A 21,862-nucleotide genomic window follows, 5' to 3' on the forward strand; every position below is an offset into this window, starting at 1 on the left:
CGGCTCGCGCAGGTTCCTACGGTAGTTCCTTCGGCGCACTGAGGGGAGCCCGCCCGAGCAAGCCCGTCCGGCGCGGCGGCGTCCTACGCTGGACGCATGTGCGGACGCTACGCAGCAAGTGCCAATGCCGACGAGCTGGTGCTCGAGCTTGAGGTGGACGAGGTGCGCGTCGACGAGCCGCTGGCCCCGAACTACAACCTGGCGCCCACCGACCCGGCCCCGATCGTGCTGACCCGCGAGCCGCGGGGGGAGGACCGCTTGCCCACCGGCGAACCCGCGGTGCGCCAGCTGCGGGTGCTGCGCTGGGGCCTCGTGCCGAGCTGGGCCAAGGACAGCAAGGGTGGCGCCCGGATGATCAACGCCCGCGCCGAGAGCGTGCTCACCAAAGGGGCCTTCGCGAAGGCCGCGCGCTCGCGGCGGTGCCTGGTGCCCGCGGACGGCTACTACGAGTGGCAGGCGTCCCCGGTGGCGACCGGCCCGCGCGGGGCGCCACGCAAGCAGCCGTTCTTCGTGCACCGTCGGGACGGGCAGCGGCTGACGATGGCCGGGCTCTACGAGTTCTGGAAGGACCCGAGCGTCGACCCGGACGACCCGGCGGCGTGGCTGACGACCTTCGCGATCATCACCACGGCGGCCGAGCCCGGCATGGAGCAGCTGCACGACCGGCAGCCGCTGGTGCTCGACCCCGAGCAGTGGGCCGGCTGGCTGGACCCGGACGAGCAAGACCCGGACGTCGTGCGCGGCTACCTTGAGGGGGCCGCGCCGGGACGGCTGGAGGCCTATCCGGTGAGCCAGGCCGTCAACCGGCGGGAGAACGGCCCCCAGCTGCTGGAGCCTGCCGACCCCGCGACTCTCGAGGGGGTCGTCGACCTCGCCACGGGGGAGATCGTCGGATGAGCAGCCGCCGGGTCAAGGAGATCCCCACGTCGGTGGGCCTGGCCCGCGCCGAGATCCACCGGCCGGCTCGCGGCACGGCGGAGCGCGGGACGCTGGTGCTCGGCCACGGGGCCGGCGGGTCGGCCTGGTCCGCCGACCTGCGCGCGCTCACGGGGCTCGCCGACGAGGGGTTCGTCGTCGTGCTGGTCGAGCAGCCCTGGCGGGTCGCCGGCAAGCGGGTCGCCGCCCGCCCGCCCGTGCTCGACACCGCCTGGACCGAGGTGCTCGTCGCGCTGCGCCGCTCACGGCTGCCCCGACCGCTCGTGGTCGGCGGTCGGTCCGCGGGTGCCCGGGTGGCCTGCCGGACCGCGGCGGCGCGCGGCGCGCACGCCGTCCTGGCGCTGGCGTTCCCGCTGCGGCCCCCGGCGCCCGCGCGGTCCGCATCCGGGGCGGCGCAGCCGCGGGGTGTGCCCGCCCGGGCGTCGCGGGTCGACGAGCTGCTGCTCCCGGGCCTGGCCGGGCTGGACGTGCTGGTGGTGCAGGGTCTACGGGATCCGTTCGGCGCGGGCGCTGCGGTGCGTGCTGCCGTGCGTGCCGGTTCGCCTGGTGCGGTCCCCAGCCCGGCCGTGGGGGTGGTGGAGGTCGTCGACGTGCCTGGCGGGCACGGTTTCGGCGCCGATCCGACCCCGGTGGTCGACGCGGTGCGGGCCTGGCTCGAGGGGATCGCGCCGGCGGCCGGACGAGCCCGGGAATGAGAGCGCGACGGCGCGGCGTTGAACGGCCTGGGAGCCCCCATCGAGGTCTCCAGGAAGGGAGTCGCTCCATGCTTGTCGCAGCCATGCTGCCCTCCGTAGAGCTCGAGGGCTCGCTGGGCGGTGGGCACCGACCCACCGGTGGGGCCGCCGACGCGGGGTTAGGCTTGTCGGTGATGACTGACATCGACCGCGCGGACGCGTCCGCCGAGACGCCGGAGCAGCGGCAGGCCAGGTTCGAGGCGGAGGCGCTGCCCTTCCTGGACCAGCTCTACAGCGCTGCGCTGCGGATGACGCGCAACCCCTCCGACGCCGAGGACCTGGTCCAGGAGACCTTCGCCAAGGCGTACGCCGCGTTCCACCAGTTCCGGCCGGGCACCAACCTCAAGGCGTGGCTCTACCGGATCATGACGAACGCCTACATCAACACCTACCGCAAGAAGCAGCGGGAGCCGCTGCAGTCGGACGCGGCCGACATCGAGGACTACCAGCTGCACCGCGCGGAGTCGCACAGCTCGAGCGGCCTGCGGTCCGCCGAGACGGAGGCGCTCGACCACCTGCCGGACAGCGACGTGAAGCGGGCGCTGCAGGCCATCCCTGAGGACTTCCGCCTCGCGGTCTACCTCGCCGACGTGGAGGGCTTCGCGTACAAGGAGATCGCCGAGATCATGGACACCCCGATCGGGACCGTGATGTCGCGGCTGCACCGTGGCCGCCGTCAGCTGCGCGAGCAGCTCGAGGACTACGCGCGCGAGCGGGGCTTCGGGACGGCGCAGCCCCGGAAGGGAGCGGAGTCATGAGCTGTGGCAACCCCCACGAGACGCCGTGCGACCACATCCGGGAGCACTGCTACGAGTATCTCGACGGTGAGATGACAGAGGAGGAGTGCCAGCGCATCGCGGCGCACCTCGCCGAGTGCCCGCCGTGCCTCGCGGAGTACGAGCGCGACCGGGCCCTCAAGGCGCTGATCCGACGCTCCTGCGCCTGCGAGCCGGCGCCGACGACGCTGCGCACCCAGATCATCGCGAGCTTCACCTCGATCCGGAGCGAGTACTACTGATCGAGTCGTGCTGATCGGGTCGTCGCGACCATGCGAAAGCCCCGCACCTGCCAGGCAGGTGCGGGGCTTTGTGCTGAACGCGGCTCAGGCGTTGGGCTTCTTGCCGTGGTTGGCGGCGTTGCCCTTGCGGGAGCGGCGCTTACGAGCGCGCTTGCTCATCGGGGCCTCCTTCAGGTCGGGGGATATCCGCACCAGTCTCTCACAGAGTCCTGCGTGGCAGGTGCGAGTGGCCGGTGGCCGGTGACCTGGGGGAGGATGGCGCCATGACGACGAGGGAGGACGAGCAGCGCGCAGCCCTGCGGCAGGTCCACGAGTGGGCGGCCCGCAGCGCCGAGGTGCTGTCCGGGGCCGGGGTGCCGCTCTGGGGGCTGCCGGCCCGCGGGTTCCGCGGCCTGAAGACCTGGGCGACGGCGTGGCCGCTCACCGGGCACGGGCTGACCGGGCTCGGGGTGACGCCGACCGGTGAGCTGGTGCGCCTGCCGCGGTCGGCGGCGGCCTACGACTACACCGAGAAGGTGCTCGCCTGGGTGGCCGACAACGGCTACGGCGGGATCCTGCAGGGGGTCGTGCCGCTGCAGCCGGGGGACGTGGACGTGGACGGCTCGAACCCGCCCGGCACCGCCCTGGTGCGGGTGGCCGGCGACGGCCGGATCCGGGTCGTCGCCACCGCCATGGCGCTCGAGGACGCCTTGCTGGAGGCCACCGCCCAGCTGGTGCGCGAGCAGCGTCCCTGAGGCCGGGCTGGCTGAGGTCGTGACATGGCTCGGCCCGCCGCTGGAGAACCAGGGCGGGCCGAACGTGGTGCGGGAGCGGAGCGCGAGCTCCGGGAGGGGCCTCAGGCGGCCTTCTTGGTCTCCCAGAAGATCGCGGCGATCTCGTCGATCTTGGCGAGCAGGTCGTCGGCGACCTTGGGGTCCCACGAGCCCTTGGTGCCGCCCGCGCCGGCCAGCTTGGTGGCCTCGTTGAACAGCTGGTTGAGCTGCGGGTACTTCTCGAAGTGCGGGGGCTTGAAGTAGTCGGTCCACAGCACCCACAGGTGGTGCTTGACCAGGTCGGAGCGCTCCTCCTTGATCATCAGGGCGCGATCCTTGAAGGTCTGGTCGTCGCTGTCGTTGGCCTTGGTCATGCAGGCCTTGACGGACTCGGCCTCGAGGCGGGCCTGAGAGGGGTCGTAGATGCCGCACGGGAGGTCGCAGTGGGCGCTGACCTCGACGGTGGGGGCGAAGACGAACACAGGCGTTCCTTTCGCTAGCAGGGCGGTGACGTCACCGACAGCGACGGGCGCTGCAGGACATGCTGCCAACCTACCCCCGAGGGCTACGGAAGACACTCCTGCAGTTGGTTCGCAACAAGGGCTCAGGCGCCCGCGGGCGGCGAGAAGCGCGGCAGCCGGGTGAGGGGCGTCGGGACTCGCTTGATGACCACAGCCTCGATGTCCTGGTCGGCGAGGGCGCCGACGTGCCAGGAGTCGATGCCCTCGCGCGGGTTGTCGCGCTCGACCCACCAGCCCTGACCCGTCTTGGGGTCGCGGCCCATGACCCGCTTGACCGAGAGCGGTCGGGGACCGGTGGACCCGTCGGGCAGCCGCACCAGCGCCATCCGCCCGATGATGGGCGTCACGCCGTAGGCGACCAGCAGCCAGTCTCCCTCGTGCAGCGTGGGCTCCATCGACCGGCCGTGGACGATCGCGAACCCGAGACGGCGACGGATCGTCCCCGAGGGATGGGTGGAGAGGCGGCGGGTCCGGTGCACCGACCGATCATAGGTGTGCTGCAGCCCACACGAAAGGTGCCCGCCCGCGCCTGCGACGGTTGGTGCGGGTAGGTTGAGGATCATGCTCGCCTGCTTCGCTGCCAGCCAGTCCGCCGACAACCCGCTCTCGGGCCTGCAGATCGGGGAGCAGCCCGCTCCGGTCGCCGAGGACGGGTGGACCGTCGTCACCGTCCGCACCGCCGGGCTGAACCACCACGACCTGTGGTCGCTCAAGGGGGTGGGTCTGCCCGCCGACCGGCTACCGATGATCCTCGGCTGCGACGGGGCCGGCACCACCCCGGACGGCGCGGAGGTGCTGCTGCACGCCGTCGTGGCCTCGCCGGGCTGGCGCGGGGACGAGACGCTGGACCCGCGCCGCACGCTGCTGTCCGAGCTGCACCCCGGCACGTTGGCCGAGCAGGTGGCCGTGCCGACCGCCAACCTGGTCCCGAAGCCCGCGGGCATGTCGTGGGAGCAGGCGGCCACCTTGTCGACGGCCTGGCTGACGGCCTACCGGATGCTGTTCACCAACGCCGGCGTCGCGCCCGGTGCCACGGTGCTCGTGCAGGGTGCGGGCGGCGGGGTCGCGACCGCGCTGATCCAGCTGGGGTCCGCGGCCGGTCTACGGGTGTGGGTGACGTCGCGCGACGAGGCCAAGGGCGCGGCGGCGGTGGCTCTCGGCGCCGACGCGGCGTTCGCCTCCGGCGAGCGGCTGCCCGACCGGGTGGACGCGGTGCTGGACACCGTGGGGGCCGCGACCTGGAAGCACTCGATCAAGTCGCTGCGTCCGGGCGGCACGCTGGTCACGTCGGGCGCCACGTCGGGCGACCCGGCCCCGATGCTGCTCACGGACATCTTCTTCCGCCAGCTGCGTGTGGTCGGCTCGACGATGGGCACCCGGGACGAGCTCGACCGGCTGGCGCGGTTCGTCCTGGCGGCCGGCATCACCCCGGCCATCGACTCGGTCGTGCCGCTCGCGGACGCGCGGCAGGGCTTCGAGAAGATGGCGGCGGGGGAGCTGATGGGGAAGGTGGTCGTCAGCGTCGGCTGACGGGGCGTCAGCGGGCCGGAGTCAGCGGGAGAGGCGCATCCACTCGTCCCAGCCGCCGTGCAGGACCAGCCAGGCGATCAGGCCGTAGCCGGCCTGGCCCGGGTGGAACCCGTCGGCGGAGGAGTCGAGGTCCGCGGTCCACTGGTCGTGGCCGAGGAGCGGCTTGTAGCAGTCGACGAACGGGACGCCGCGGCGTGCGCACACGTCGGCCTGGGCCTCGTTGACGATCTCGAGGGTGGCGTTGAAGACCTGGTCCGCGCTCGGGGAGTGCCGACGACGAAGGCCGCGATGCCCTGGCTCTGCGCGTCGTCGAGGATGTTGGCTAGGTTGAGCCGCGAGCGCGCCGTGGTGATGCCGCGCTGCACGTCACCCGCGCCGACGCCGATGACCAGGCGCCGCTCGGTGCGGGCCGCCCAGCGCGGCGGGCACTCGGTGCGCCAGCGGGCGAGGACGTCGGCCGAGGAGTCGCCGCGGATGCCGAGGTTGTAGCTCGTCAGGTCGAGGTCGGGGTGCTGGGTGCGGGCGACGACGCGCGAGACCCAGCCCAACCCCTTGGGGTCGCCGTAGCCGGCGACCAGCGAGTCCCCGATGAACACGAGGCCCACGTCGCGCGGACCGGCAGCGGGGTCCGCCGAGGCGTCGGCGTGCGGGGAGGGGTTGAACTGCTGCGGGTCGCGGAACACCACGGGGTAGGTCCTGTTCTGTCGTGCGTGCGTTGGTCGTGCCCGAGGGGGATCGGGCGGGTGCGCTGCGTCAGTCCTCGTCGTCGTCGAGCCGGGCCAGCCAGGTGGCGAGCCGCTCGACGGGGGTCTCGAACTCGGGGTTGAGGTCGACGAAGGTGCGCAGCTGCTCGGCGAGCCAGGCGAACGTCACGTCCTCGTCGCCTCGACGTGCCTCGAGCTCTTCGATCCCCCGGTCGGTGAAGTACACGCCCCACATTCTGCCCTACTCGTGCGACGAGGGTCCGTCACCTCGCAGGTGACGGACCCTCGACGGTCGCCGGTGGCGCGGGTGGGGCGCTCCGGTCAGCGCGCGAACGCGCGCTCGACGAGATCGGCCTGCTCGGCCGCGTGCTTCTTGGACGACCCGGTGGCAGGCGACGCCGACGCCGGACGGCTGACCAGACGCAGCGGTCGCGTCTCGCCCTGGTCGACCAGCAGCTGGCGGTTGAGGTCGACGAACGACCACGCGCCCTGGTTGGCCGGCTCTTCCTGCACCCACACCAGCTCGGCACCCGGGTAGGCGGCGACCTCCTTGGCGATCTCGGCCGCGGGCAGCGGGGCGAGCTGCTCGAGGGTGAGGATCGCGGTGCGGGTGTCCTTGCGCTTGGCGCGCTCGGCGTCCAGCTCGTAGTAGACCTTGCCCGCGCACAGGAGCACCCGGTCGACCGACCCGGCGTCCAGGGCCGGCTCGGAGCGGTCGTGCATCACCGGACGGAAGGTGTCGTCGGTGAACTCCTCGACGCTCGAGGCGGCGGCCTTGAGGCGCAGCATCGACTTCGGGGTCGCGACGATCAGCGGCCGGCGCGGCCTGGCGTAGGCCTGGCGACGCAGCAGGTGGAAGTAGGACGCCGGCGTGCTCGGGTAGGCGACCGTCATGTTGTCCTGCGCGCACATCTGCAGGTAGCGCTCGATGCGCGCGGAGCTGTGGTCGGGCCCTTGACCCTCGTAGCCGTGCGGCAGCAGCAGCACCACCGAGGAGCGCTGGCCCCACTTCTGCTCCGAGCTGGAGATGAACTCGTCGATGATCGTCTGCGCCCCGTTGGCGAAGTCGCCGAACTGGGCCTCCCAGAGGACCAGGGTCTCGGGGCGCTCTACGGAGTAGCCGTACTCGAAGCCCATCGCGGCGTACTCGGACAGCAGCGAGTCGTGCACGGTGAACCGCGCCTGACCCGACCCGAGGTAGAGCAGCGGGGTCCACTCCTCGGCCGTCACCTTGTCGATCAGGACCGCGTGGCGCTGCACGAAGGTGCCGCGGCGGCTGTCCTGGCCGGCGAGGCGCACCGGGGTGCCCTCCATCAGCAGGGTGCCGAAGGCGAGCAGCTCGCCCATGCCCCAGTCGATGCCACCCTCGCGGACCATCTGGGCGCGCTTCTCGAGCAGCGGCCGCAGCTTGGGGTGGACCGTGAAGCCCTCGGGGATCGCCACGAAGGCGTCGCCGATGTGCTGCAGGATCGCCGCGTCGACGGACGTCTTGATGTCGCGGGCCGGGGTGCGGTTGTCGACGGCCTGCGCCTCGGGACGCTCCAGACCCGCGTTGTCGCGCGGGTTCTCGCCGGTGCCGGCCTTCTTGGCCGCCCGGGTCTCGACGAAGACGCGCTCCAGCTGCTGCTGGTAGTCCTTCAGCGCGCCCTCGGCCTCGTCCATGGTGATGTCACCACGGCCGATCAACGACTCGGTGTAGAGCTTGCGGACGCTGCGCTTGGCCTCGATGAGGTTGTACATGAGCGGCTGGGTCATCGACGGGTCGTCGCCCTCGTTGTGGCCGCGGCGGCGGTAGCAGACCATGTCGATGACGACGTCCTTGGCGAACCGCTGGCGGTACTCGAAGGCGATCTCGGCGACCCGCACGCAGGCCTCCGGGTCGTCGCCGTTAACGTGGAAGATCGGCGCCTGGATGGTGCGCGCCAGGTCCGTCGAGTAGACCGAGGAGCGGCTGCTCGACGGGGCGGTGGTGAAGCCGACCTGGTTGTTGACGACCACGTGGATGGTGCCGCCGGTGCGGTAGCCGCGCAGCTGGGACAGCTGCAGCGTCTCGGCCACGACACCCTGGCCCGCGAAGGCCGCGTCGCCGTGCATCAGGATCGGCAGCACGGTGAACGCCTCGCCGGCGAGGCCGAGCCGGTCCTGCTTGGCGCGCACGATGCCCTCGAGCACGGGGTCTACGGCCTCGAGGTGGGAGGGGTTCGCGGCGAGGTAGACCTTGGTCTGCGCGCCCTCCTCGGAGGTGAAGGTGCCCTCGGTGCCGAGGTGGTACTTGACGTCACCGGAGCCCTGGACCGACTTGGGGTCCTGGGTGCCCTCGAACTCCTGGAAGATCTGGCCGTAGGACTTGCCCGCGAGGTTGGCGAGCACGTTGAGCCGGCCGCGGTGCGGCATGCCGATGCAGACCTCGTCGAGGTCCTCCTCGGCGGCCCGCGACAGGATCCGGTCCAGCAGGGCGATCACGGACTCGCCGCCCTCGAGGGAGAACCGCTTCTGCCCGACGAACTTGGTCTGCAGGAAGGTCTCGAAGGCCTCCGCCGCGTTGAGCCGGCGCAGGATCCGCAGCTGGTCCTCGGAGGACTGCTTGTCGGCGCGGTGCTCGACCTTGTCCTGGATCCAGGCGCGCTGCTCGGGGTCCTGGATGTGCATGTACTCGACGCCGACGGTGCGGCAGTAGGAGTCGCGCAGGATGCCGAGGATCTCGCGCAGGGTCATGATCGGCTTGTTGCCGAACCCGGCGGTGGGGAACTCACGCTCGAGGTCCCACAGGGTCAGGCCGTGGTTGGCGACGTCGAGGTCGGCGTGCCGGCGCTGTTGGTACTCGAGCGGGTCGATGTCGGCCATCAGGTGACCGCGGACGCGGTAGGCGTGGATGAGCTCCTGGACGCGACCGCCCTTGGAGACGTCGTCCTCGTGCCCGGCGGAGATGTCCTGGATCCAGCGGACCGGCTCGTAGGGGATCCGCAGGGACACGAAGATCTCGTCGTAGAACCCGTGCTCGCCGAGCAGCAGCTCGTGGATGATCTTGAGGAACTGGCCCGACGCGGCGCCCTGGATGACCCGGTGGTCGTAGGTGCTGGTCAGCGTGAGCATCTTGCTCACGGCCATCCGGTTGATCGTCTCCTGGGAGGCGCCCTGCCACTCGGCTGGGTAGTCGAGCGCACCGACGCCGATGATCGTGCCCTGGCCCTTCATCAGCCGCGGCACCGAGTGCACGGTGCCGATGCCGCCGGGGTTGGTCAGCGAGATGGTGGTGCCGGCGAAGTCGTCGATCGTCAGCTTGTTGTTGCGCGCCTTGCGGATGAGGTCTTCGTAGGCGGTCCAGAAGTGGACGAAGTCCATCTGCTCGGCGGCCTTGATGCTCGGCACGACGAGCGAGCGGGTGCCGTCGGGCTTCGGCAGGTCGATCGCGATGCCGAGGTTGACGTGACCCGGCTTGACCAGGGCGGGCTTGCCGTCCTGCTCGCCGAACGAGTAGTTCATGTCGGGCATGATCTCGAGCGCCTTGACCATCGCGTAGGCGATGACGTGGGTGAACGAGATCTTGCCGCCGCGGCTGCGCCGCAGGTGGTTGTTGATGACCGTGCGGTTGTCGATCAGCGCCTTGGCGGGCACCGAGCGGACGCTCGTCGCCGTCGGCAGGGTGAGGCTCGCGTCCATGTTGGTGACGATGCGTGCGGCCGGACCCTTGAGCGCCACGACCTGGTCCTCGGTGGAGGCCTCCTTGCGCTTGACCTGGGGGATGTCGCGCGGCATCGCCTGGGCGGCCTGGGCCACGGGGGCGTTGGGCGTCGGCGCCTCGACCTGAGCAGTGGGCCGCGAGCTCGGCACCTGGGCGCTGCCGGCGAGGTCTACGGGACGCTCGGAGGCGCGCACCGGCCGACCGCCGTGGTCACCGGGGTCGGTGGGGGTCTCGCCCGATTGGTCCGCCGGGGCCTTCGCCTCGGGCCGGGACTGGGTCGGCTGGGGCCGCTCGGACGGCACCGTGGCCGGGGCCTGGTTCTGAGCACTGGACTGATCCTCGGACTGAGCCGTGGGTCGAGCCGAGGACGTCGCGGCGGCGGCGCCGGCAGTGGGGGTGCCGGAGCCGTTCTTGCCCGACTGCTCACCCGTGGGCTTGTAGTTCTGGAAGAACGGCCACCACGCCTTGTCCACGGAGTTCTTGTCCCTGAGGTACTGGTCGTACAGCTCGTCGACCAGCCACTCGTTGGCTCCGAAGGAGGCCATGGAAGGAGTCGGGGTAGCGGACACGGCGCGAATTCGCCTCTTTCTTGCGTGGAGGTTGTCAGTCGCTGACATCTGCGACCTGGCCCCGGCCTGCTCCGGGCGGACGGCAGGGTGCACGACGGGCGCAACGCTGCACGGGACACACTCGCAGGCAAGAAACCAGGAATCGTAGCCCAGCCTATCTCGCGCGCGGCGCCGCTGCAGACCGACGACCAAGGTGAGGGGGTCTGTCGGTGCCGAACCGTAGACTTCGGGGACTATGAACGAATGGCTCCTGCTGGCACTCGGCGTCCTGCTCACGGCGGGCGCCGCCGTCTTCGTGGCCGCGGAGTTCTCGCTGGTCGCCCTCGATCGCACGGGCGTCCAGCGGGCCGTGGACGGAGGCGACCAGCGCGCCGCCACCGTCCTGGACTCGCTGCGACACCTCTCCACCCAGCTCTCGGCGGCCCAGGTGGGCATCACCTTGACCACCCTGCTCGTCGGCTATCTCGTCGAGCCGTCGCTCGGCACCCTGCTCGTCGCCCCGCTGGAGGCGCTCGGGCTGCCGGCCGAGGTGGTCCGCACCGGCTCGACCGCCCTCGCCCTCGTCGTCGCCACCGTGTTCTCGATGGTGATCGGCGAGATCACGCCGCAGTTCCTCGGCATCTCGGCCCCGCTGGCCACGGCCAAGGTGGTCGCCGGGCCGGTCCGCTTCTTCAGCATCGTGGCGCGTCCGCTCGTGGTCGTGCTGAACGGCTCGGCCAACGCCTTCCTGCGCTGGGTCGGGGTGGAGCCCCAGGAGGAGCTGTCCGGTGCCCGCACCCCGCAGGAGCTGTCGTCGATGGTGCGCCGCTCGGCCGAGGCCGGCACGCTGGACGAGGACACCGCTCGGCTGCTCACCCGCACCCTCAGCTTCGGGGAGCGCACCGCCGACGACGTGATGACGCCGCGGGTGCGGGTCACCACCATCGAGCGCACCGCGAGTGCCTACGACGTGCTCACCCTCGCCCGACGCACCGGCCACTCACGGTTCCCGGTCACCGGTGAGGACTTCGACGACATCGACGGCGTCGTGCACGTCAAGCGGGCGCTCGCGGTGCCGCACGACCGCCGCCGCGACGTGCCCGTCTCGGCGCTGATGGCCGACACGCTCTACGTGCCCGAGACGATCCGGCTCGACCCGTTGCTGCTGCAGCTGCGCGAGAGCGGCTTCCAGCTCGCCATCGTGCTCGACGAGTACGGCGGCACGTCCGGGGTGGTGACCCTCGAGGATGTCGTCGAGGAGATCGTCGGCGAGGTCGCCGACGAGCACGACCGTGGCGACCGGATGGCCCGGACCAGGGCCGACGGCAGCTGGAGCCTGCCCGGGCTGTGGCGCTGCGACGAGGTGCGCGACCGGCTCGGTGCGGCCATCCCGGAGGGGTCGGCCTACGAGACGGTCGGCGGCTTCGTCATGGCCCAGCTCGGTCGGATCCCGGTCGTCGGGGACGTTGTGACGTTCGACGGGTGGTCCCTCACGGTCGAGGGGATGGAGGGCCGCCGGGTGGATCGGCTGCGGCTCACCCGCGCCGCGTCGGACCCGGTCGACGGGCCGGACGCCGCCGAGGACGGTGAGCGCCGATGAGCACCGCCACCGCCTTGTGGGTCTCGCTCCTCCTGCTGCTCGGCAACGCCTTCTTCGTCGGCGCCTCGTTCGCGCTGATGGCGGCTCGCCGCTCCCAGCTGGAGCCGCTCGCGGCCGAGGGGTCACGCAGCGCCCAGCTGTGCCTGGACGCGCTGGAGCGGGTCGCGACCCTGCTCGCCGGTGCCCAGCTCGGCATCACCGTGTGCTCGCTCGGCCTCGGTGCGCTCGCGGAGGTGGCCCTCGAGGTCCTCTTCGAGGACCTGTTCCACTCCCTGCACGTGTCCGCGTCGCTGGCCACGCCGCTGGCGCTGGTCGGCGGCCTGCTCGTCGTCATCTACCTGCACGTCGTGGTCGGCGAGATGATCCCGAAGAACCTCGCGCTGGCCGGGCCCGATCGCGCGGCCCTGCTGCTCGTGCCGCCCCTGCTGTACTTCGCGCGCGCGTTCGGTCCAGTCATCACCGTGATGGAGCACCTCGGCAAGCTGCTCGTGCGCTGCTTCCGGGTGGAGCCCAAGGACGAGGTCACCTCGACCTACACGATCGAGGAGGTCGGGCTGATCGTCGAGGAGTCCCACCGCGAGGGGCTGATCGAGGCCGACCGGCACGGTCTGGTGCAGGGCGCGCTGGAGTTCAGCGACCGGCTGGCCCGTGAGGTGGCGGTGCCGCTGGACCGGCTCGTCACGCTGCCTCTCGGCGCGACCCCGGAGGACCTGGAGCGTCTGGTGGCCAAGCACGGCTACTCCCGCTACCCGGTCGTGAGCGACGAGGGCGACCCGGTCGGCTACCTGCACCTCAAGGACGTCCTCTATGCCCGCGACGAGGACTTCGACGAGCCGGTGCCCGCCAAGCGCGTCCGCCGTCTCGCGACCGTCGGCACCGACGACGAGGTGGAGGACGTGCTGGCGACGATGCAGCGCACTGGCAGCCACCTCGCGCAGGTCGTGGACCGCGAGGGTCGGGTGCGCGGTGTCGTCTTCCTGGAGGACGTGCTCGAGGAGCTCGTCGGCACCGTCACGGACGAGTCCCAGCGGGCGCTGGAGCGTCGGGCCGAGCGGCAGCGGCTGAGCGGCGTCGAGCGCAGCTGAGCCGCTGAACGCTGCGCTACCAGCGGTGCGCCACGTCGACCACGATGCGGCTGTTGCCGCCCGGGCCGGCCAGCAGGAACACCCGGAACGGCAGCCGGGCCCGGGTCAGGGCGCCGAGCGCGTTCACGCTCCCGGTGCCGCCGGTGGTCTTCACCGAGCCGGCGTTGACGAGGCCGCGGACGGTCGGCAGGCCGGTGGGGGAGTATGCGCCGACGGGCACGCCGCGCGGGACGACCTGGGTGGTCGACACGACCGCGAGGGCCCAGCCGGCGGCGGTCGAGCCGCCGTAGGCGGCGGCCACCTTGCCGGGGCGGCCCTTGAGCTCGATGACGACCCGGTCGTAGCAGGTGTGGTGGCCGGTGCGCAGCTGGGCCACCGGCGTCACCGCCGCGGTGTTGCTGAGTCCCACGGCCTTGGGCAGCGAGCCCCAGGAGACCCGGCAGGTGGCGGCTGGCGCGGTGGTGCGGGCCGGGGCTGCTGCGGTGACGTGGGACGGGGCTGCGGTGGTCGTGCGGGAGGGTGCTGCGGTGGCCTGCGCGGAGGGCGCGGGGGCGATCAGCCCGACCGCTGCCAGCCCGAGGGCGAAGGTCAGGGCACCAGAGGTGGCGGGTGTGCGGGTGAGTCGACGGCTCGTGGTGGACATGGTTTCCCCTCATGACCAGGCCATCGGAGGTCCGCTGGGGCCAGCGGCGGTGCTGGTGAGCCGACAGTAGAGCTCAGCGCCGACTGATCATGGCCGAACGCGAGATCCTTGCGCCGAGTGAGTGGTGGGGACCGGGTGCAGGGCGACCCGCGCCGAGTGCTGGTCCGGTGCAACCTCCGCCAAGGCGTGCAGGTGGTCGGCCCAGGCTGCCACCTCGAGGCGGGCGAGCAGTCGGCCGAGATCGAGGGGGGTGTCCGCGCTGACCTGGATGGCGCTCTGGCGGGCGGTCGGCTCTGCGGGCGGGTCTGCGGGCGAGTCTGTGGGCGGGGCCGCCTCGACGAGCGCCCAGGTCGCCCCGGGGACGGCGTGGGTGGCCAACCGGGCCACCCGGGTCAGGCGTGCCTCGGCGGGCTCGTCGTGCACCGGGACCAGCCCCACGGCCTCGCTCTCGGGGCTACCAGGCGCGACCCCGAGGGCGGCGCGGACGGCTTCGACGTGACCCAGGGCGAACCAGTCGCCCGGTCCGGTGCGGACGAGCGACCGGGCGCCGGGGACGGGGTTCACCCGCGGCGGGTCGCAAGGGTCCGGCGCTCCCGGTGAGGGGTCCGTGACCTCGGCCGGGAGGTCGCGTAGCACCGCGGCGGGCACCTGCCACGCCTTGCCCTTGACCAGGTCCGCGGCGGCAGCCAGCTCGTCGGCCACCGCGCGGGCGGTGACCGCGATCGGACGCCCGTCGGCGTCCACCTGACCGCGGCGATCGTCCAGCACGGCCAGCCCGGCCGCCCCGAGCGCGAAGTCGGTCTGACCCACCCGCCACGGTCGGCCCGCCGTGTCGGAGACGAGCAGGCCCAGCCGAACCGGGGCGCCGAGGCGGCGCAGGTCGGCGAGCAGCCGGGCGGCTGCGGCGTCCGGGTCGGCCGGCAGCAGCAGGTAGGACTCCCGCGCGCCGGTGTTGGACGCGTCGATCCCGGCGGCGGCCATGACCGGGCCCGCCAGCGCCTCGACGACCCGGGTGGTGCCACCAGGCGTCGCTCGCTCGGCCACCACGCGGTGGGACTGCTCGAGGACCAGGGCGGCCTTGTCGTGGGCGGGGGATGCGCGCAGGCCGGCGGCCTTGGAGAGCACCTTGCTCGACACGACGAGCACGTCGCCGGGCGCCAGACCGCCGATCGGAGGGCGCGCGATCGCCCCGAGCAGCGCCGCCGCCAGGTCGGTGCCCTCGTCGATCTCGGGGAGGCCGCTGACCGGGTGGATGGTGACCGGGTTGATGGTGACCGGGTTGATCGAGGTCGGGTGGGTGGCGCCCGGGTGGGTGGTGGCGGGGTGGGTGGCGCCCGGGTGGTTGTCGGGAGTCATGCGCCGGGGTCAGGCGGTGGCGGAGCCGGGCCCAGCGTCCCGGCGGCGCTCCGCGAGCCGCACGCCGAGGTCTACGGCTGCGGCGGCGATGGCCTCGGTCGCGTCGGGACCGGACATGAGCAGCGGGTGGGCCTCGACCACGAGGTCGGGCTGCGTGCGGCGCAGCGTGTCGACCGCGTCGTCGTCGGAGTCCGCGACGAGCCAGCCGTCCAGGAAGTCGGCGTAGAGCCCGGCCACCGCGGCCGCGCTCGTCTCGACGCCGATGGCGTCCAGGCAGGCGTCGGCATGACCGCGCACCGGTCGGCCCGCGACGATCGGGGAGATGCCGACCACGGGGGCGGAGGTGCCCCGCAGGGCCTCACGCACGCCGGGGACCAGCAGGATGATGCCGATCGACACGACCGGGTTGCTCGGGGGCAGGACGACCAGGTCCGCGCCGCGGATGGCGTCGAGGACGCCGGGTGCGGCGCTCGCGCGGTCCAGGCCGGCGACCACGAAGCGGGACGCCGGCAGCGCCGCCTGGTGGCGCACCCACCACTCCTGGAAGTGGATCGCCCGCTCGCCGTCGGTCGCGGCCGAGTCAGCCTGCTCGGCGTCGGGGAAGGCGGACTCGGGGACGATCACGTGCGTCTCGACCGGCTGGTCGGTCATCGGCAGCAGCCGGATGTGCTGCTCCGGCAGCCCCCAGCGGTCGGCCAGGCGCGCGGTCACCTGGGAGAGGGTGTCACCCTGGGCGAGCAGCCGGCTGCGCATGATGTGGGTGGCGAAGTCGCGGTCGCCGAGCCCGAACCAGTCCGGCCCGCTGCCGTAGGCCAGCAGCTCGGTCTGCACCGCGAAGGTCTCGTCGGCCCGGCCCCAGCCCTGGCCCTCGTGGACGCCCCCGCCGAGGGTGTAGAGCAGGGTGTCCAGGTCCGGGCTGACGCGTAGACCGTGCAGCCAGATGTCGTCGCCGGTGTTTCCGACGATGGTGAGCTCGACCGGGCCGTCGAGCGAGGGGGCCAGCCGGTCGAGGTAGGCGCGCAACCCGCGCAGGAAGCGGGCACCGCCGATGCCGCCGGCGAGGGCGGTGATGCGGGTGGGACAGCGACCGGGCAGCGACGGGGTCGACGGCGAGGCGGGCGTGGACGGCATGAGCGGCATCTTCTCATACACTCTTTCGGCGTAACTTGTCCGGCGGCCTGCCTGACCCTGTGCGACAGCCGTCACCCGGCCGTGACGTGCGCGGATGGGCCGTTGGGGCGCCGTGGATACGGTCCGTGCACGCTCGGGAGCACGAATTTTTCGGCGGACAACCCCCCGCTGCTAGCACTGATGGGCTTGACTACCAACGTATGACACGCATGTAATTTGATCGTTGCTCGCCCTCGCCACGGGGTTCCGAGCCGGTTTCGCTAACAAAACGTAGTCATCTGGTAACTGAAAGCATCAGCTGCCGACACCGCATTCACGACCTGGTCGAGGAGGGGCACGTGCACGAGCTTCAGCTGGTTCCGTTGATCGACGGCGATGACGAGACCGAACTGTCCTGGCAGGAGCGGGCGCTGTGCGCCCAGACCGATCCGGAGGCATTCTTCCCCGAGAAGGGCGGCTCCACCCGCGAGGCCAAGAAGGTCTGCGTCGGGTGCGAGGTCCGGGCCGAGTGCCTGGAGTACGCCCTCGCCCACGACGAGCGCTTCGGCATCTGGGGCGGTCTGTCCGAGCGCGAGCGGCGCAAGCTCAAGAAGCGCGCCGTCTGAGCCTCGTGGTTGCCGGCGCCGTCCACGCACCACCGCGCCTGACGCAGGGGCCGGCGGCCTCGCCCGTCGATGCGATCCTGGTCGTCCACGACGGTGGCCGATGGCTTGCCGCCACGCTGGCGGCGATCGCCGACCAGACCGTGCCGGTGCGCCGGCTCGTCGTCGTCGACACCGGCTCCCTGGACGACTCGCCGGCGCTGGTGGACCAGTTCCGGCAGGCCCGGGCCGGCGGCCCGACCGATGTCATCGTCTGCTCCCTCGACCGGTCCGCCGGCTATGCCGACGCGGTGGCCGCCGGCCTCGCGGAGCTCACGGCCGGCGCGGATGGCGCCGTCGGCGGGGATGGCGCCGTCGGCGGGGATGGCGCGGTTGGTGGGGATGGCCCGGGCCGCCCTGACACAGCGGACCAGGCGCCCGAGGCGGAGTCCTGGGTCTGGCTGCTGCAGGACGACTGCGCGCCGAGACCCACCGTGCTGGAGCAGCTGCTCGAGGTCGCCGCCACCTCGCCGGTGCGACCGGCGATCCTCGGCCCCAAGTACGTCGTGGCCGACGACCCCTCCCGGCTGGCCGAGGTCGGCCAGCGGGTGAGCCGGACCGGTCGGCGCGGCGGTGCCCCGCAGCACGGCGAGCTGGACCAGGGGCAGTACGACGGGCGCACCGAGGTGCTGGCCGTCGGCACCGGCGCCGCGCTCGTGCGGGCCGACGTGCTGCGCGAGCTGCACGGCCTGGAGCGGGCCCTGCCCGGTGCCACAGACCTCGACCTGTGCTGGCGAGCCCGGCTCGCGGGGCATCAGGTGGTCGTGGTCCCGCAGGCGGTGGCGCTCGATCATCGCGCCGGGGCGACGGGTGTCCGCGGGCTGCCGGACAGCCCGCACCAGGGCGCCAGCACCCGGGAGCTGCTCGACTCCGGCGCCGGCCTGCGGGCCATCGCCCGGGAGCGGCGCGAGTGGGACCGCACCCGTCGCCAGCGGGCGCGCCGGGCGCATCGCGCCGAACGACGAGCGACGCGGCTCGTGGCGCTCACCCGGGCGCCCTGGTGGGCCGCACCGTTCCTCACCGTCTGGATCGTGCTCGCCTCGCTCGCCACCGCCCTCGGCATGCTCGTGGTCAAGCGGCCGCGCACGGCCCTCGCGGAGGTCGGCGACCTCGGCGCGCTGGTGCACCCGCTCGGCTCGCTGCGCTCGCGGTGGAGGGAACGTCACGGCACCGTGCCGGGTGGTCGAGCGGCGGTCGCCGCGTTGTTCGTCTCGAGCGGCTCCGCGCTGCGGGCCGTCGCGGACGAGCTCTACGAAGGCCTGCCGCACCTGCCGGGGCTGGGCCGGCGCGACCGCGACCCGCTGCTCGAGCCGGTCGAGCCCGGGCCCGTCCCCGAGGAGTCCGTAGACCTCGTGGGGCCTGGGGGGAGCGCCGCCCGTCACCCGGGGGTGCTCGCGACCCTGGCCGCCCTGGTCGTGGCCCTGATCGCCTGGCGGCCGCTGCTGCTGGCGCACCCGGTCGACCTGTTCACCCACGGCGTGTCCGGGGGCGAGCTCGCCGGCCTGCACAGCGACGCCGGGACCGTGCTGCAGTGGATGCGCCAGGCGTTCGACCCCTCGGGGCTCGGCCGCCCGGGGGAGGCGCCGGCGTGGGCGCCGGTCGTGGCCGCCGGCTCCTGGCTGGTGGGGCTGCTGCCGAGCGCGGCGGGCGGCTCGGCCAGCGGCGTCGCCGTCGGCCTGACCCTGCTGCTGGCCATGCCGGCGTCGGCGCTCAGCGCCTACCTCGCCGGCCGGGTCCTCACCCCACGCCCGTGGCCCCGCGCCCTGGTCGCGGTGCTCTGGGCGCTGCTGCCGGTCCTCACCCAGGGCCTCGCCGAGGGCCGGGTCGGCATCGTCGCGCCGCACGTGCTGCTGCCGCTCGTCGTCGCCGGCGTCGTCCGGACGATGTCGGGCGAGGCGTCGTGGACGGTCGTCGCCGCCACCACGCTGGCCCTGGCCGTGGCGGGCGCGTTCGCCCCGATGCTGCTGGTCCTCGGCGCGCTCGCCGGGCTGGCCCTGCTCGTCCGCGGCCCCGGTCGCTCCCGGCTCGCCGGGCTCGTGCTCGCGCTCGGCCCGGCGGCGGCCCTCGGGCCGGCCCTGCTGCGGTGGTGGCACACCCCGGCGCTTCTGCTCACCGGGCCCGGCCTGACCCAGTGGGGTGGCCCGTCGGCGACGGCGCTGCCCTGGCAGCTGGCCCTGCTGTGGCCCTCGAACCCTGACACCTGGAGCGACTCCACGCCCGTGCCGGGACCGGTGGGCAGCTGGCTGCCAATGGTGCTACCGCTGCTGACCGTGCCGGTCGTCGCGGGTGGCGTGCTCGCCCTCGTGCGCCGGGGGCGGGTCTCGGCAGGCCTGTGGACGCTCGGTGCGCTCACCGTCACCGGCCTGGTGCTGGCCCTCGTCGCCCCGCGCGTGACGATCGGCCGGGCCTACCTGGACGCGAGGCCGGGCCACACGGGGAAGCTCGCGAATCTCACCACCTGGCCGGGCGTGCCGCTCGACCTCGCCGCCATCGGCCTGCTCGGGGCGCTGCTCGTCGTGCTCGGCTCCGGCTCCGGCGGTCTCGTCGAGGGGCGCTGGCGCCGCGGCCTGCGGGTCGGCGCGACCGGTGTCGCGGCCGCGGGCCTGACTCTGTGCGCCCTGGCGCTCGCGGTGGTCCTCGGCTACCGCACGATGGGGGCCACGATCACCACCGCGGGGGACGCGGTGCCGCAGGCGGCCCGCGACCAGCTGAGCTCGCCGCTCGCCAACCGCTATCTCGTGGTGGAGGTCCGGGGTGGCCGACTGGGCTACGAGCTGTGGTCGGACGCGTCCGGCACGCTGGCCCGCGAGCTGCCGACCGGCGAGGCACCGCCCGCGGTCGAGACCGAGGCGCTCGATCGCGCGCTCGCGTCGGGGAGCGCCTCGACGGCCGGCCCGGACGCTGCCGCTGCTCTCGCCGACCTCGGGGTGGGCTTCGTCGGAGTCACCAGCGCCACCGAGGCCCCCGTGATCACCCGGCTGGACACCACGGCCGGCCTCTCCCGGGCCGCGGGCGAGGGCGAGATCAACCTCTGGCGGGTGCTGCCCCGGACCTCACCGACCCACGGCGAGGCGGTGCCGAGCTCACGGCTGCGCCTGGTCGACCCCGCCGGGGTGCCCCTGGCCATGGTCCCGGTCTCGGGACCCGGGCTCACGGTCGACACCGAGCTGGACGCGGCCGACGCCACGGCCGGCGCCCGCCTGGTCGCCGCCCAGGACCCGCGCTGGAGCGCCGCGGTCCGGGTGAGCGCGGACGGTCGGACGATCGCCGCGAGCCCAGGGACGGGCTACCCGAGCTATGTCCTGCCGCAAGGGGCCAAGCATCTGCAGGTGGAGTCGCTCGCGGCGCACTCCTGGTGGTGGTGGGCGACGATCGCCTGGGTCGGGCTGCTCCTGCTGCTCGCCCTGCCGTTCGGCACGCGGAGCCGTCAGCCCGGGGCCGGCCCAGCGCGGGAGGGGATCGCATGAGGGGGTCCGCCGTGCTGCGCGCCGCACTCGTCGCCGCCGTCGGCGCCGGGGCGGTCACCGTCGCGACGATCGGGCCGCAGACCAGGGTCATCCTCGCCGGCGCGCCGACCCAGGAGGCCGCGGCCCAGACGGCGCGGCCCGTGCCCGTGACCAGCCGCGTGCTGGTGTGCGGTGGCCAGGCGCTGCGCGGTGTCGACGGCATCTCGGACGCCGGGCGACCCGCTCCGCCCCCGGTCTCCGTGCTGTCGGCGATGGCGCCGGCCGGCCTGGCGGGGATCCTCCCCGCGGGGCCCGGCACGCCTGGACTCACCGCTCGACCGCTGCCGTTCGGCAGCTCGACCCCCACCCCGCTGGCGCCGGGTGCCGTGCCGGTCGCCACCGCCGTCACCGGCGCGACCGCCCTGCAGCTCGCCGCGACCGGGTCGGCCGCGGCCACGCTGACCGGAGCGCAGCGTCAGCTCGCCGCCGGCACCGACAGCCGAGGGCTCGCCGCCGCGCCGTGCGGCACGGCTCGCGCCGACAGCTGGATCGTCGGGGGCGGCGGGGAGCCCGGACGCCAGGAGCGACTCGTCCTCACCAACCCGAACCCGACGGCGATCTCGGTCGATGTCACGGCCTACGGCGAGCGCGGGCCGATCAGCTCGCCCAACGGTCTCGGCATCGCCGTCGGCGCGCACGAGCGCCGGGTCGTCCTGCTGGACGCCCTCGACAACGGCGAGACCGCCCCCGTCTTCCGCGTCCAGGCCTCGGGCGGGGTCGTGCACGCCCAGCTGCACGACTCCTGGCTGGACGGCATCGTGCCGCGCGGCGAGGACGACACGGTCGCGACCGCCGGCCCAGCCACCGCCCAGGTCGTGCCAGGAGTCACCCTGCGCGGCAACCAGGACCACCTCTCGGTGCGGGTGGCCGTCCCCGGCCAGGTCGGCGCCACGGTCACCATCCGCTCGCTCGGGCTGCCGGGGCAGCAGGTGCCCGCGGCGGCCACCGCCACCATCAAGGCGGGCGGCGTCAAGGAGGTCGAGCTGCCCGACGCCTCCGGTGCGCTCGGGCTGAGCATCACGTCCTCGGCGCCCGTGGTCGCGTCGGCTCTGGTCACCCGCGGTGATGCGACGGGCGGGGTGCAGGACTTCGCCTGGGTGCCCGCGACCCCCGCGCTCACCGGCCCGGCCGGGCTGCCCCTGCAGGTGGCGCCCCCGGCCGGCAGCGCGGTGCCTGCGGGGTCCGGGGCGCGGCTCGTGCTCTCGGCCCCTGCGGCGGCGCAGACCGCCACCGTGTCGCTCGTCGACGCCCAGGGCGCGATCTCGCCGCAGCCGGTGCGGGTGAGCGCGGGCTCCTCGACCAGCGTCGACCTGACCGGCGCGACGGCCGTGTGGGTCACGCCCGGGTCGGGGGCGCTCTACGCCGCGGTGGTGGTGACCCAGGCCAGCGGGGACGCCGAGCTGGTGGCCGCGCTGCCGCTGGAGTCGCGGCCCCAGCAGGAGACCCCGCCCGTGGTGGAGCCGCTGCACCCGTGA

19 protein-coding genes and 1 pseudogene are annotated in these 21,862 nt (G+C 73.4%); 11 read left to right on the plus strand and 9 right to left on the minus strand.

Going from position 1 to position 21,862, the window contains the following annotated elements:
- The first annotated feature begins 96 nt into the window (after window positions 1–96).
- The 4 genes from MM440_RS10860 (at window position 97) to rsrA (ending at window position 2,688) form a co-directional block, all read left to right on the plus strand.
- Complete coding sequence (locus MM440_RS10860; RefSeq protein ID WP_241444318.1) at window positions 97–897, plus strand: SOS response-associated peptidase; 801 nt, start codon at window positions 97–99, stop codon at window positions 895–897.
- The gene (locus MM440_RS10865; RefSeq protein WP_241444319.1) at window positions 894–1,631 is read left to right on the plus strand and encodes an alpha/beta hydrolase family protein; all 738 of its coding nucleotides are present in this window, start codon (window positions 894–896) and stop codon (window positions 1,629–1,631) included. Before MM440_RS10860 ends, MM440_RS10865 begins: the two co-directional genes overlap by 4 nt.
- Window positions 1,632–1,714: 83 nt before the next feature.
- On the plus strand, window positions 1,715–2,428 hold the full coding sequence (locus tag MM440_RS10870) for a sigma-70 family RNA polymerase sigma factor (protein ID WP_420914159.1): 714 nt from the start codon (window positions 1,715–1,717) through the stop codon (window positions 2,426–2,428).
- The gene (rsrA, locus tag MM440_RS10875) at window positions 2,425–2,688 is read left to right on the plus strand and encodes a mycothiol system anti-sigma-R factor (protein WP_241444320.1); all 264 of its coding nucleotides are present in this window, start codon (window positions 2,425–2,427) and stop codon (window positions 2,686–2,688) included. The genes MM440_RS10870 and rsrA overlap by 4 nt, the downstream gene beginning before the upstream one ends.
- An 84-nt stretch (window positions 2,689–2,772) precedes the next feature.
- On the opposite strand, the gene MM440_RS17620 is transcribed toward rsrA, so the two are convergent.
- The gene (locus MM440_RS17620) at window positions 2,773–2,847 is read right to left on the minus strand and encodes a 50S ribosomal protein bL37 (RefSeq protein ID WP_369853652.1); all 75 of its coding nucleotides are present in this window, start codon (window positions 2,845–2,847) and stop codon (window positions 2,773–2,775) included.
- A gap of 104 nt (window positions 2,848–2,951) precedes the next feature.
- On the opposite strand from MM440_RS17620, the gene MM440_RS10880 reads away from it, so the two are divergent.
- Window positions 2,952–3,422 carry a hypothetical protein gene (locus MM440_RS10880; RefSeq protein WP_241444321.1) on the plus strand — a complete coding sequence of 157 codons (471 nt, stop codon included), beginning with the start codon at window positions 2,952–2,954 and terminating at the stop codon, window positions 3,420–3,422.
- A 101-nt stretch (window positions 3,423–3,523) separates the two neighbouring features.
- Here the strand turns inward: MM440_RS10880 and sodN are convergent, their stop codons facing one another.
- Together sodN and MM440_RS10890 are read right to left on the minus strand one after the other, a co-directional pair.
- Window positions 3,524–3,922, minus strand: coding sequence for a superoxide dismutase, Ni (gene sodN, locus MM440_RS10885; RefSeq protein ID WP_241444322.1), 399 nt, complete (start codon window positions 3,920–3,922; stop codon window positions 3,524–3,526).
- 122 nt (window positions 3,923–4,044) lie between these two features.
- A complete protein-coding gene (locus MM440_RS10890; protein WP_241444323.1) occupies window positions 4,045–4,440 on the minus strand; it encodes a S24 family peptidase in 396 nt (131 codons plus the stop codon).
- 82 nt (window positions 4,441–4,522) lie between these two features.
- Here MM440_RS10890 and MM440_RS10895 point away from each other — a divergent pair, with 82 nt between their 5' ends.
- Complete coding sequence (locus MM440_RS10895) at window positions 4,523–5,491, plus strand: zinc-binding dehydrogenase (protein ID WP_241444324.1); 969 nt, start codon at window positions 4,523–4,525, stop codon at window positions 5,489–5,491.
- An 80-nt stretch (window positions 5,492–5,571) separates the two neighbouring features.
- Here the strand turns inward: MM440_RS10895 and MM440_RS10900 are convergent.
- The 3 genes and pseudogenes from MM440_RS10900 to MM440_RS10910 form a co-directional block, all read right to left on the minus strand.
- Window positions 5,572–6,177: pseudogene (locus MM440_RS10900) on the minus strand (GDSL-type esterase/lipase family protein); the annotation flags it as partial.
- Between the two features lie 67 nt (window positions 6,178–6,244).
- Window positions 6,245–6,421 (minus strand): DUF6104 family protein, encoded by a 177-nt coding sequence (locus tag MM440_RS10905; protein ID WP_241444325.1) that lies wholly within the window; start codon window positions 6,419–6,421, stop codon window positions 6,245–6,247.
- Between the two features lie 95 nt (window positions 6,422–6,516).
- On the minus strand, window positions 6,517–10,422 hold the full coding sequence (locus MM440_RS10910; protein ID WP_241444326.1) for a multifunctional oxoglutarate decarboxylase/oxoglutarate dehydrogenase thiamine pyrophosphate-binding subunit/dihydrolipoyllysine-residue succinyltransferase subunit: 3,906 nt from the start codon (window positions 10,420–10,422) through the stop codon (window positions 6,517–6,519).
- 259 nt (window positions 10,423–10,681) lie between these two features.
- On the opposite strand from MM440_RS10910, the gene MM440_RS10915 reads away from it, so the two are divergent.
- Both MM440_RS10915 and MM440_RS10920 read left to right on the plus strand, forming a co-directional pair.
- On the plus strand, window positions 10,682–12,025 hold the full coding sequence (locus MM440_RS10915) for a hemolysin family protein (RefSeq protein ID WP_241444327.1): 1,344 nt from the start codon (window positions 10,682–10,684) through the stop codon (window positions 12,023–12,025).
- Entirely contained in the window at window positions 12,022–13,110 is a 1,089-nt protein-coding gene (locus MM440_RS10920; RefSeq protein WP_241444328.1) for a hemolysin family protein, read from the plus strand. Before MM440_RS10915 ends, MM440_RS10920 begins: the two co-directional genes overlap by 4 nt.
- Window positions 13,111–13,126: 16 nt before the next feature.
- Here the strand turns inward: MM440_RS10920 and MM440_RS10925 are convergent, their stop codons facing one another.
- The 3 genes from MM440_RS10925 to cofD all read right to left on the minus strand — a co-directional run bounded on the left by MM440_RS10925 (window position 13,127) and on the right by cofD (window position 16,240).
- The gene (locus MM440_RS10925; protein WP_241444329.1) at window positions 13,127–13,753 is read right to left on the minus strand and encodes an AMIN-like domain-containing (lipo)protein; all 627 of its coding nucleotides are present in this window, start codon (window positions 13,751–13,753) and stop codon (window positions 13,127–13,129) included.
- Between the two features lie 87 nt (window positions 13,754–13,840).
- Complete coding sequence (locus MM440_RS10930) at window positions 13,841–15,109, minus strand: coenzyme F420-0:L-glutamate ligase (protein WP_241444330.1); 1,269 nt, start codon at window positions 15,107–15,109, stop codon at window positions 13,841–13,843.
- Window positions 15,110–15,118: 9 nt separating this feature from the next.
- Complete coding sequence (gene cofD, locus MM440_RS10935) at window positions 15,119–16,240, minus strand: 2-phospho-L-lactate transferase (protein WP_241444331.1); 1,122 nt, start codon at window positions 16,238–16,240, stop codon at window positions 15,119–15,121.
- 338 nt (window positions 16,241–16,578) lie between these two features.
- Here cofD and MM440_RS10940 point away from each other — a divergent pair, with 338 nt between their 5' ends.
- The 3 genes from MM440_RS10940 to MM440_RS10950 are packed head-to-tail and all read left to right on the plus strand — an operon-like array spanning window position 16,579 to window position 21,862.
- Window positions 16,579–16,845 carry a WhiB family transcriptional regulator gene (locus tag MM440_RS10940; protein ID WP_241444332.1) on the plus strand — a complete coding sequence of 89 codons (267 nt, stop codon included), beginning with the start codon at window positions 16,579–16,581 and terminating at the stop codon, window positions 16,843–16,845.
- A gap of 5 nt (window positions 16,846–16,850) precedes the next feature.
- Window positions 16,851–20,348 carry a glycosyltransferase gene (locus MM440_RS10945; RefSeq protein WP_241444333.1) on the plus strand — a complete coding sequence of 1,166 codons (3,498 nt, stop codon included), beginning with the start codon at window positions 16,851–16,853 and terminating at the stop codon, window positions 20,346–20,348.
- Entirely contained in the window at window positions 20,345–21,862 is a 1,518-nt protein-coding gene (locus tag MM440_RS10950; protein ID WP_241444334.1) for a DUF5719 family protein, read from the plus strand. Before MM440_RS10945 ends, MM440_RS10950 begins: the two co-directional genes overlap by 4 nt.

The organism is Arsenicicoccus piscis (assembly GCF_022568835.1).
In the GTDB taxonomy this organism is placed as follows: Bacteria; Actinomycetota; Actinomycetes; order Actinomycetales; family Dermatophilaceae; genus Arsenicicoccus; species Arsenicicoccus piscis.

What these genes read in the sequence shown, in the direction of transcription:
- MM440_RS10865 (WP_241444319.1), top strand. Translation starts at nt 894, where the DNA reads ATGAGCAGCCGCCGGGTCAAGGAGATCCCCACGTCGGTGGGCCTGGCC.
- MM440_RS10910 (WP_241444326.1), bottom strand. Translation starts at nt 10,422, where the DNA reads ATGGCCTCCTTCGGAGCCAACGAGTGGCTGGTCGACGAGCTGTACGAC.
- MM440_RS10895 (WP_241444324.1), top strand. Translation starts at nt 4,523, where the DNA reads ATGCTCGCCTGCTTCGCTGCCAGCCAGTCCGCCGACAACCCGCTCTCG.
- rsrA (WP_241444320.1), top strand. Translation starts at nt 2,425, where the DNA reads ATGAGCTGTGGCAACCCCCACGAGACGCCGTGCGACCACATCCGGGAG.
- MM440_RS10880 (WP_241444321.1), top strand. Translation starts at nt 2,952, where the DNA reads ATGACGACGAGGGAGGACGAGCAGCGCGCAGCCCTGCGGCAGGTCCAC.
- MM440_RS10930 (WP_241444330.1), bottom strand. Translation starts at nt 15,109, where the DNA reads ATGACTCCCGACAACCACCCGGGCGCCACCCACCCCGCCACCACCCAC.
- MM440_RS10860 (WP_241444318.1), top strand. Translation starts at nt 97, where the DNA reads ATGTGCGGACGCTACGCAGCAAGTGCCAATGCCGACGAGCTGGTGCTC.
- MM440_RS10925 (WP_241444329.1), bottom strand. Translation starts at nt 13,753, where the DNA reads ATGTCCACCACGAGCCGTCGACTCACCCGCACACCCGCCACCTCTGGT.
- cofD (WP_241444331.1), bottom strand. Translation starts at nt 16,240, where the DNA reads ATGCCGTCCACGCCCGCCTCGCCGTCGACCCCGTCGCTGCCCGGTCGC.
- MM440_RS10870 (WP_420914159.1), top strand. Translation starts at nt 1,715, where the DNA reads ATGCTGCCCTCCGTAGAGCTCGAGGGCTCGCTGGGCGGTGGGCACCGA.
- MM440_RS10920 (WP_241444328.1), top strand. Translation starts at nt 12,022, where the DNA reads ATGAGCACCGCCACCGCCTTGTGGGTCTCGCTCCTCCTGCTGCTCGGC.
- MM440_RS10915 (WP_241444327.1), top strand. Translation starts at nt 10,682, where the DNA reads ATGAACGAATGGCTCCTGCTGGCACTCGGCGTCCTGCTCACGGCGGGC.
- MM440_RS10950 (WP_241444334.1), top strand. Translation starts at nt 20,345, where the DNA reads ATGAGGGGGTCCGCCGTGCTGCGCGCCGCACTCGTCGCCGCCGTCGGC.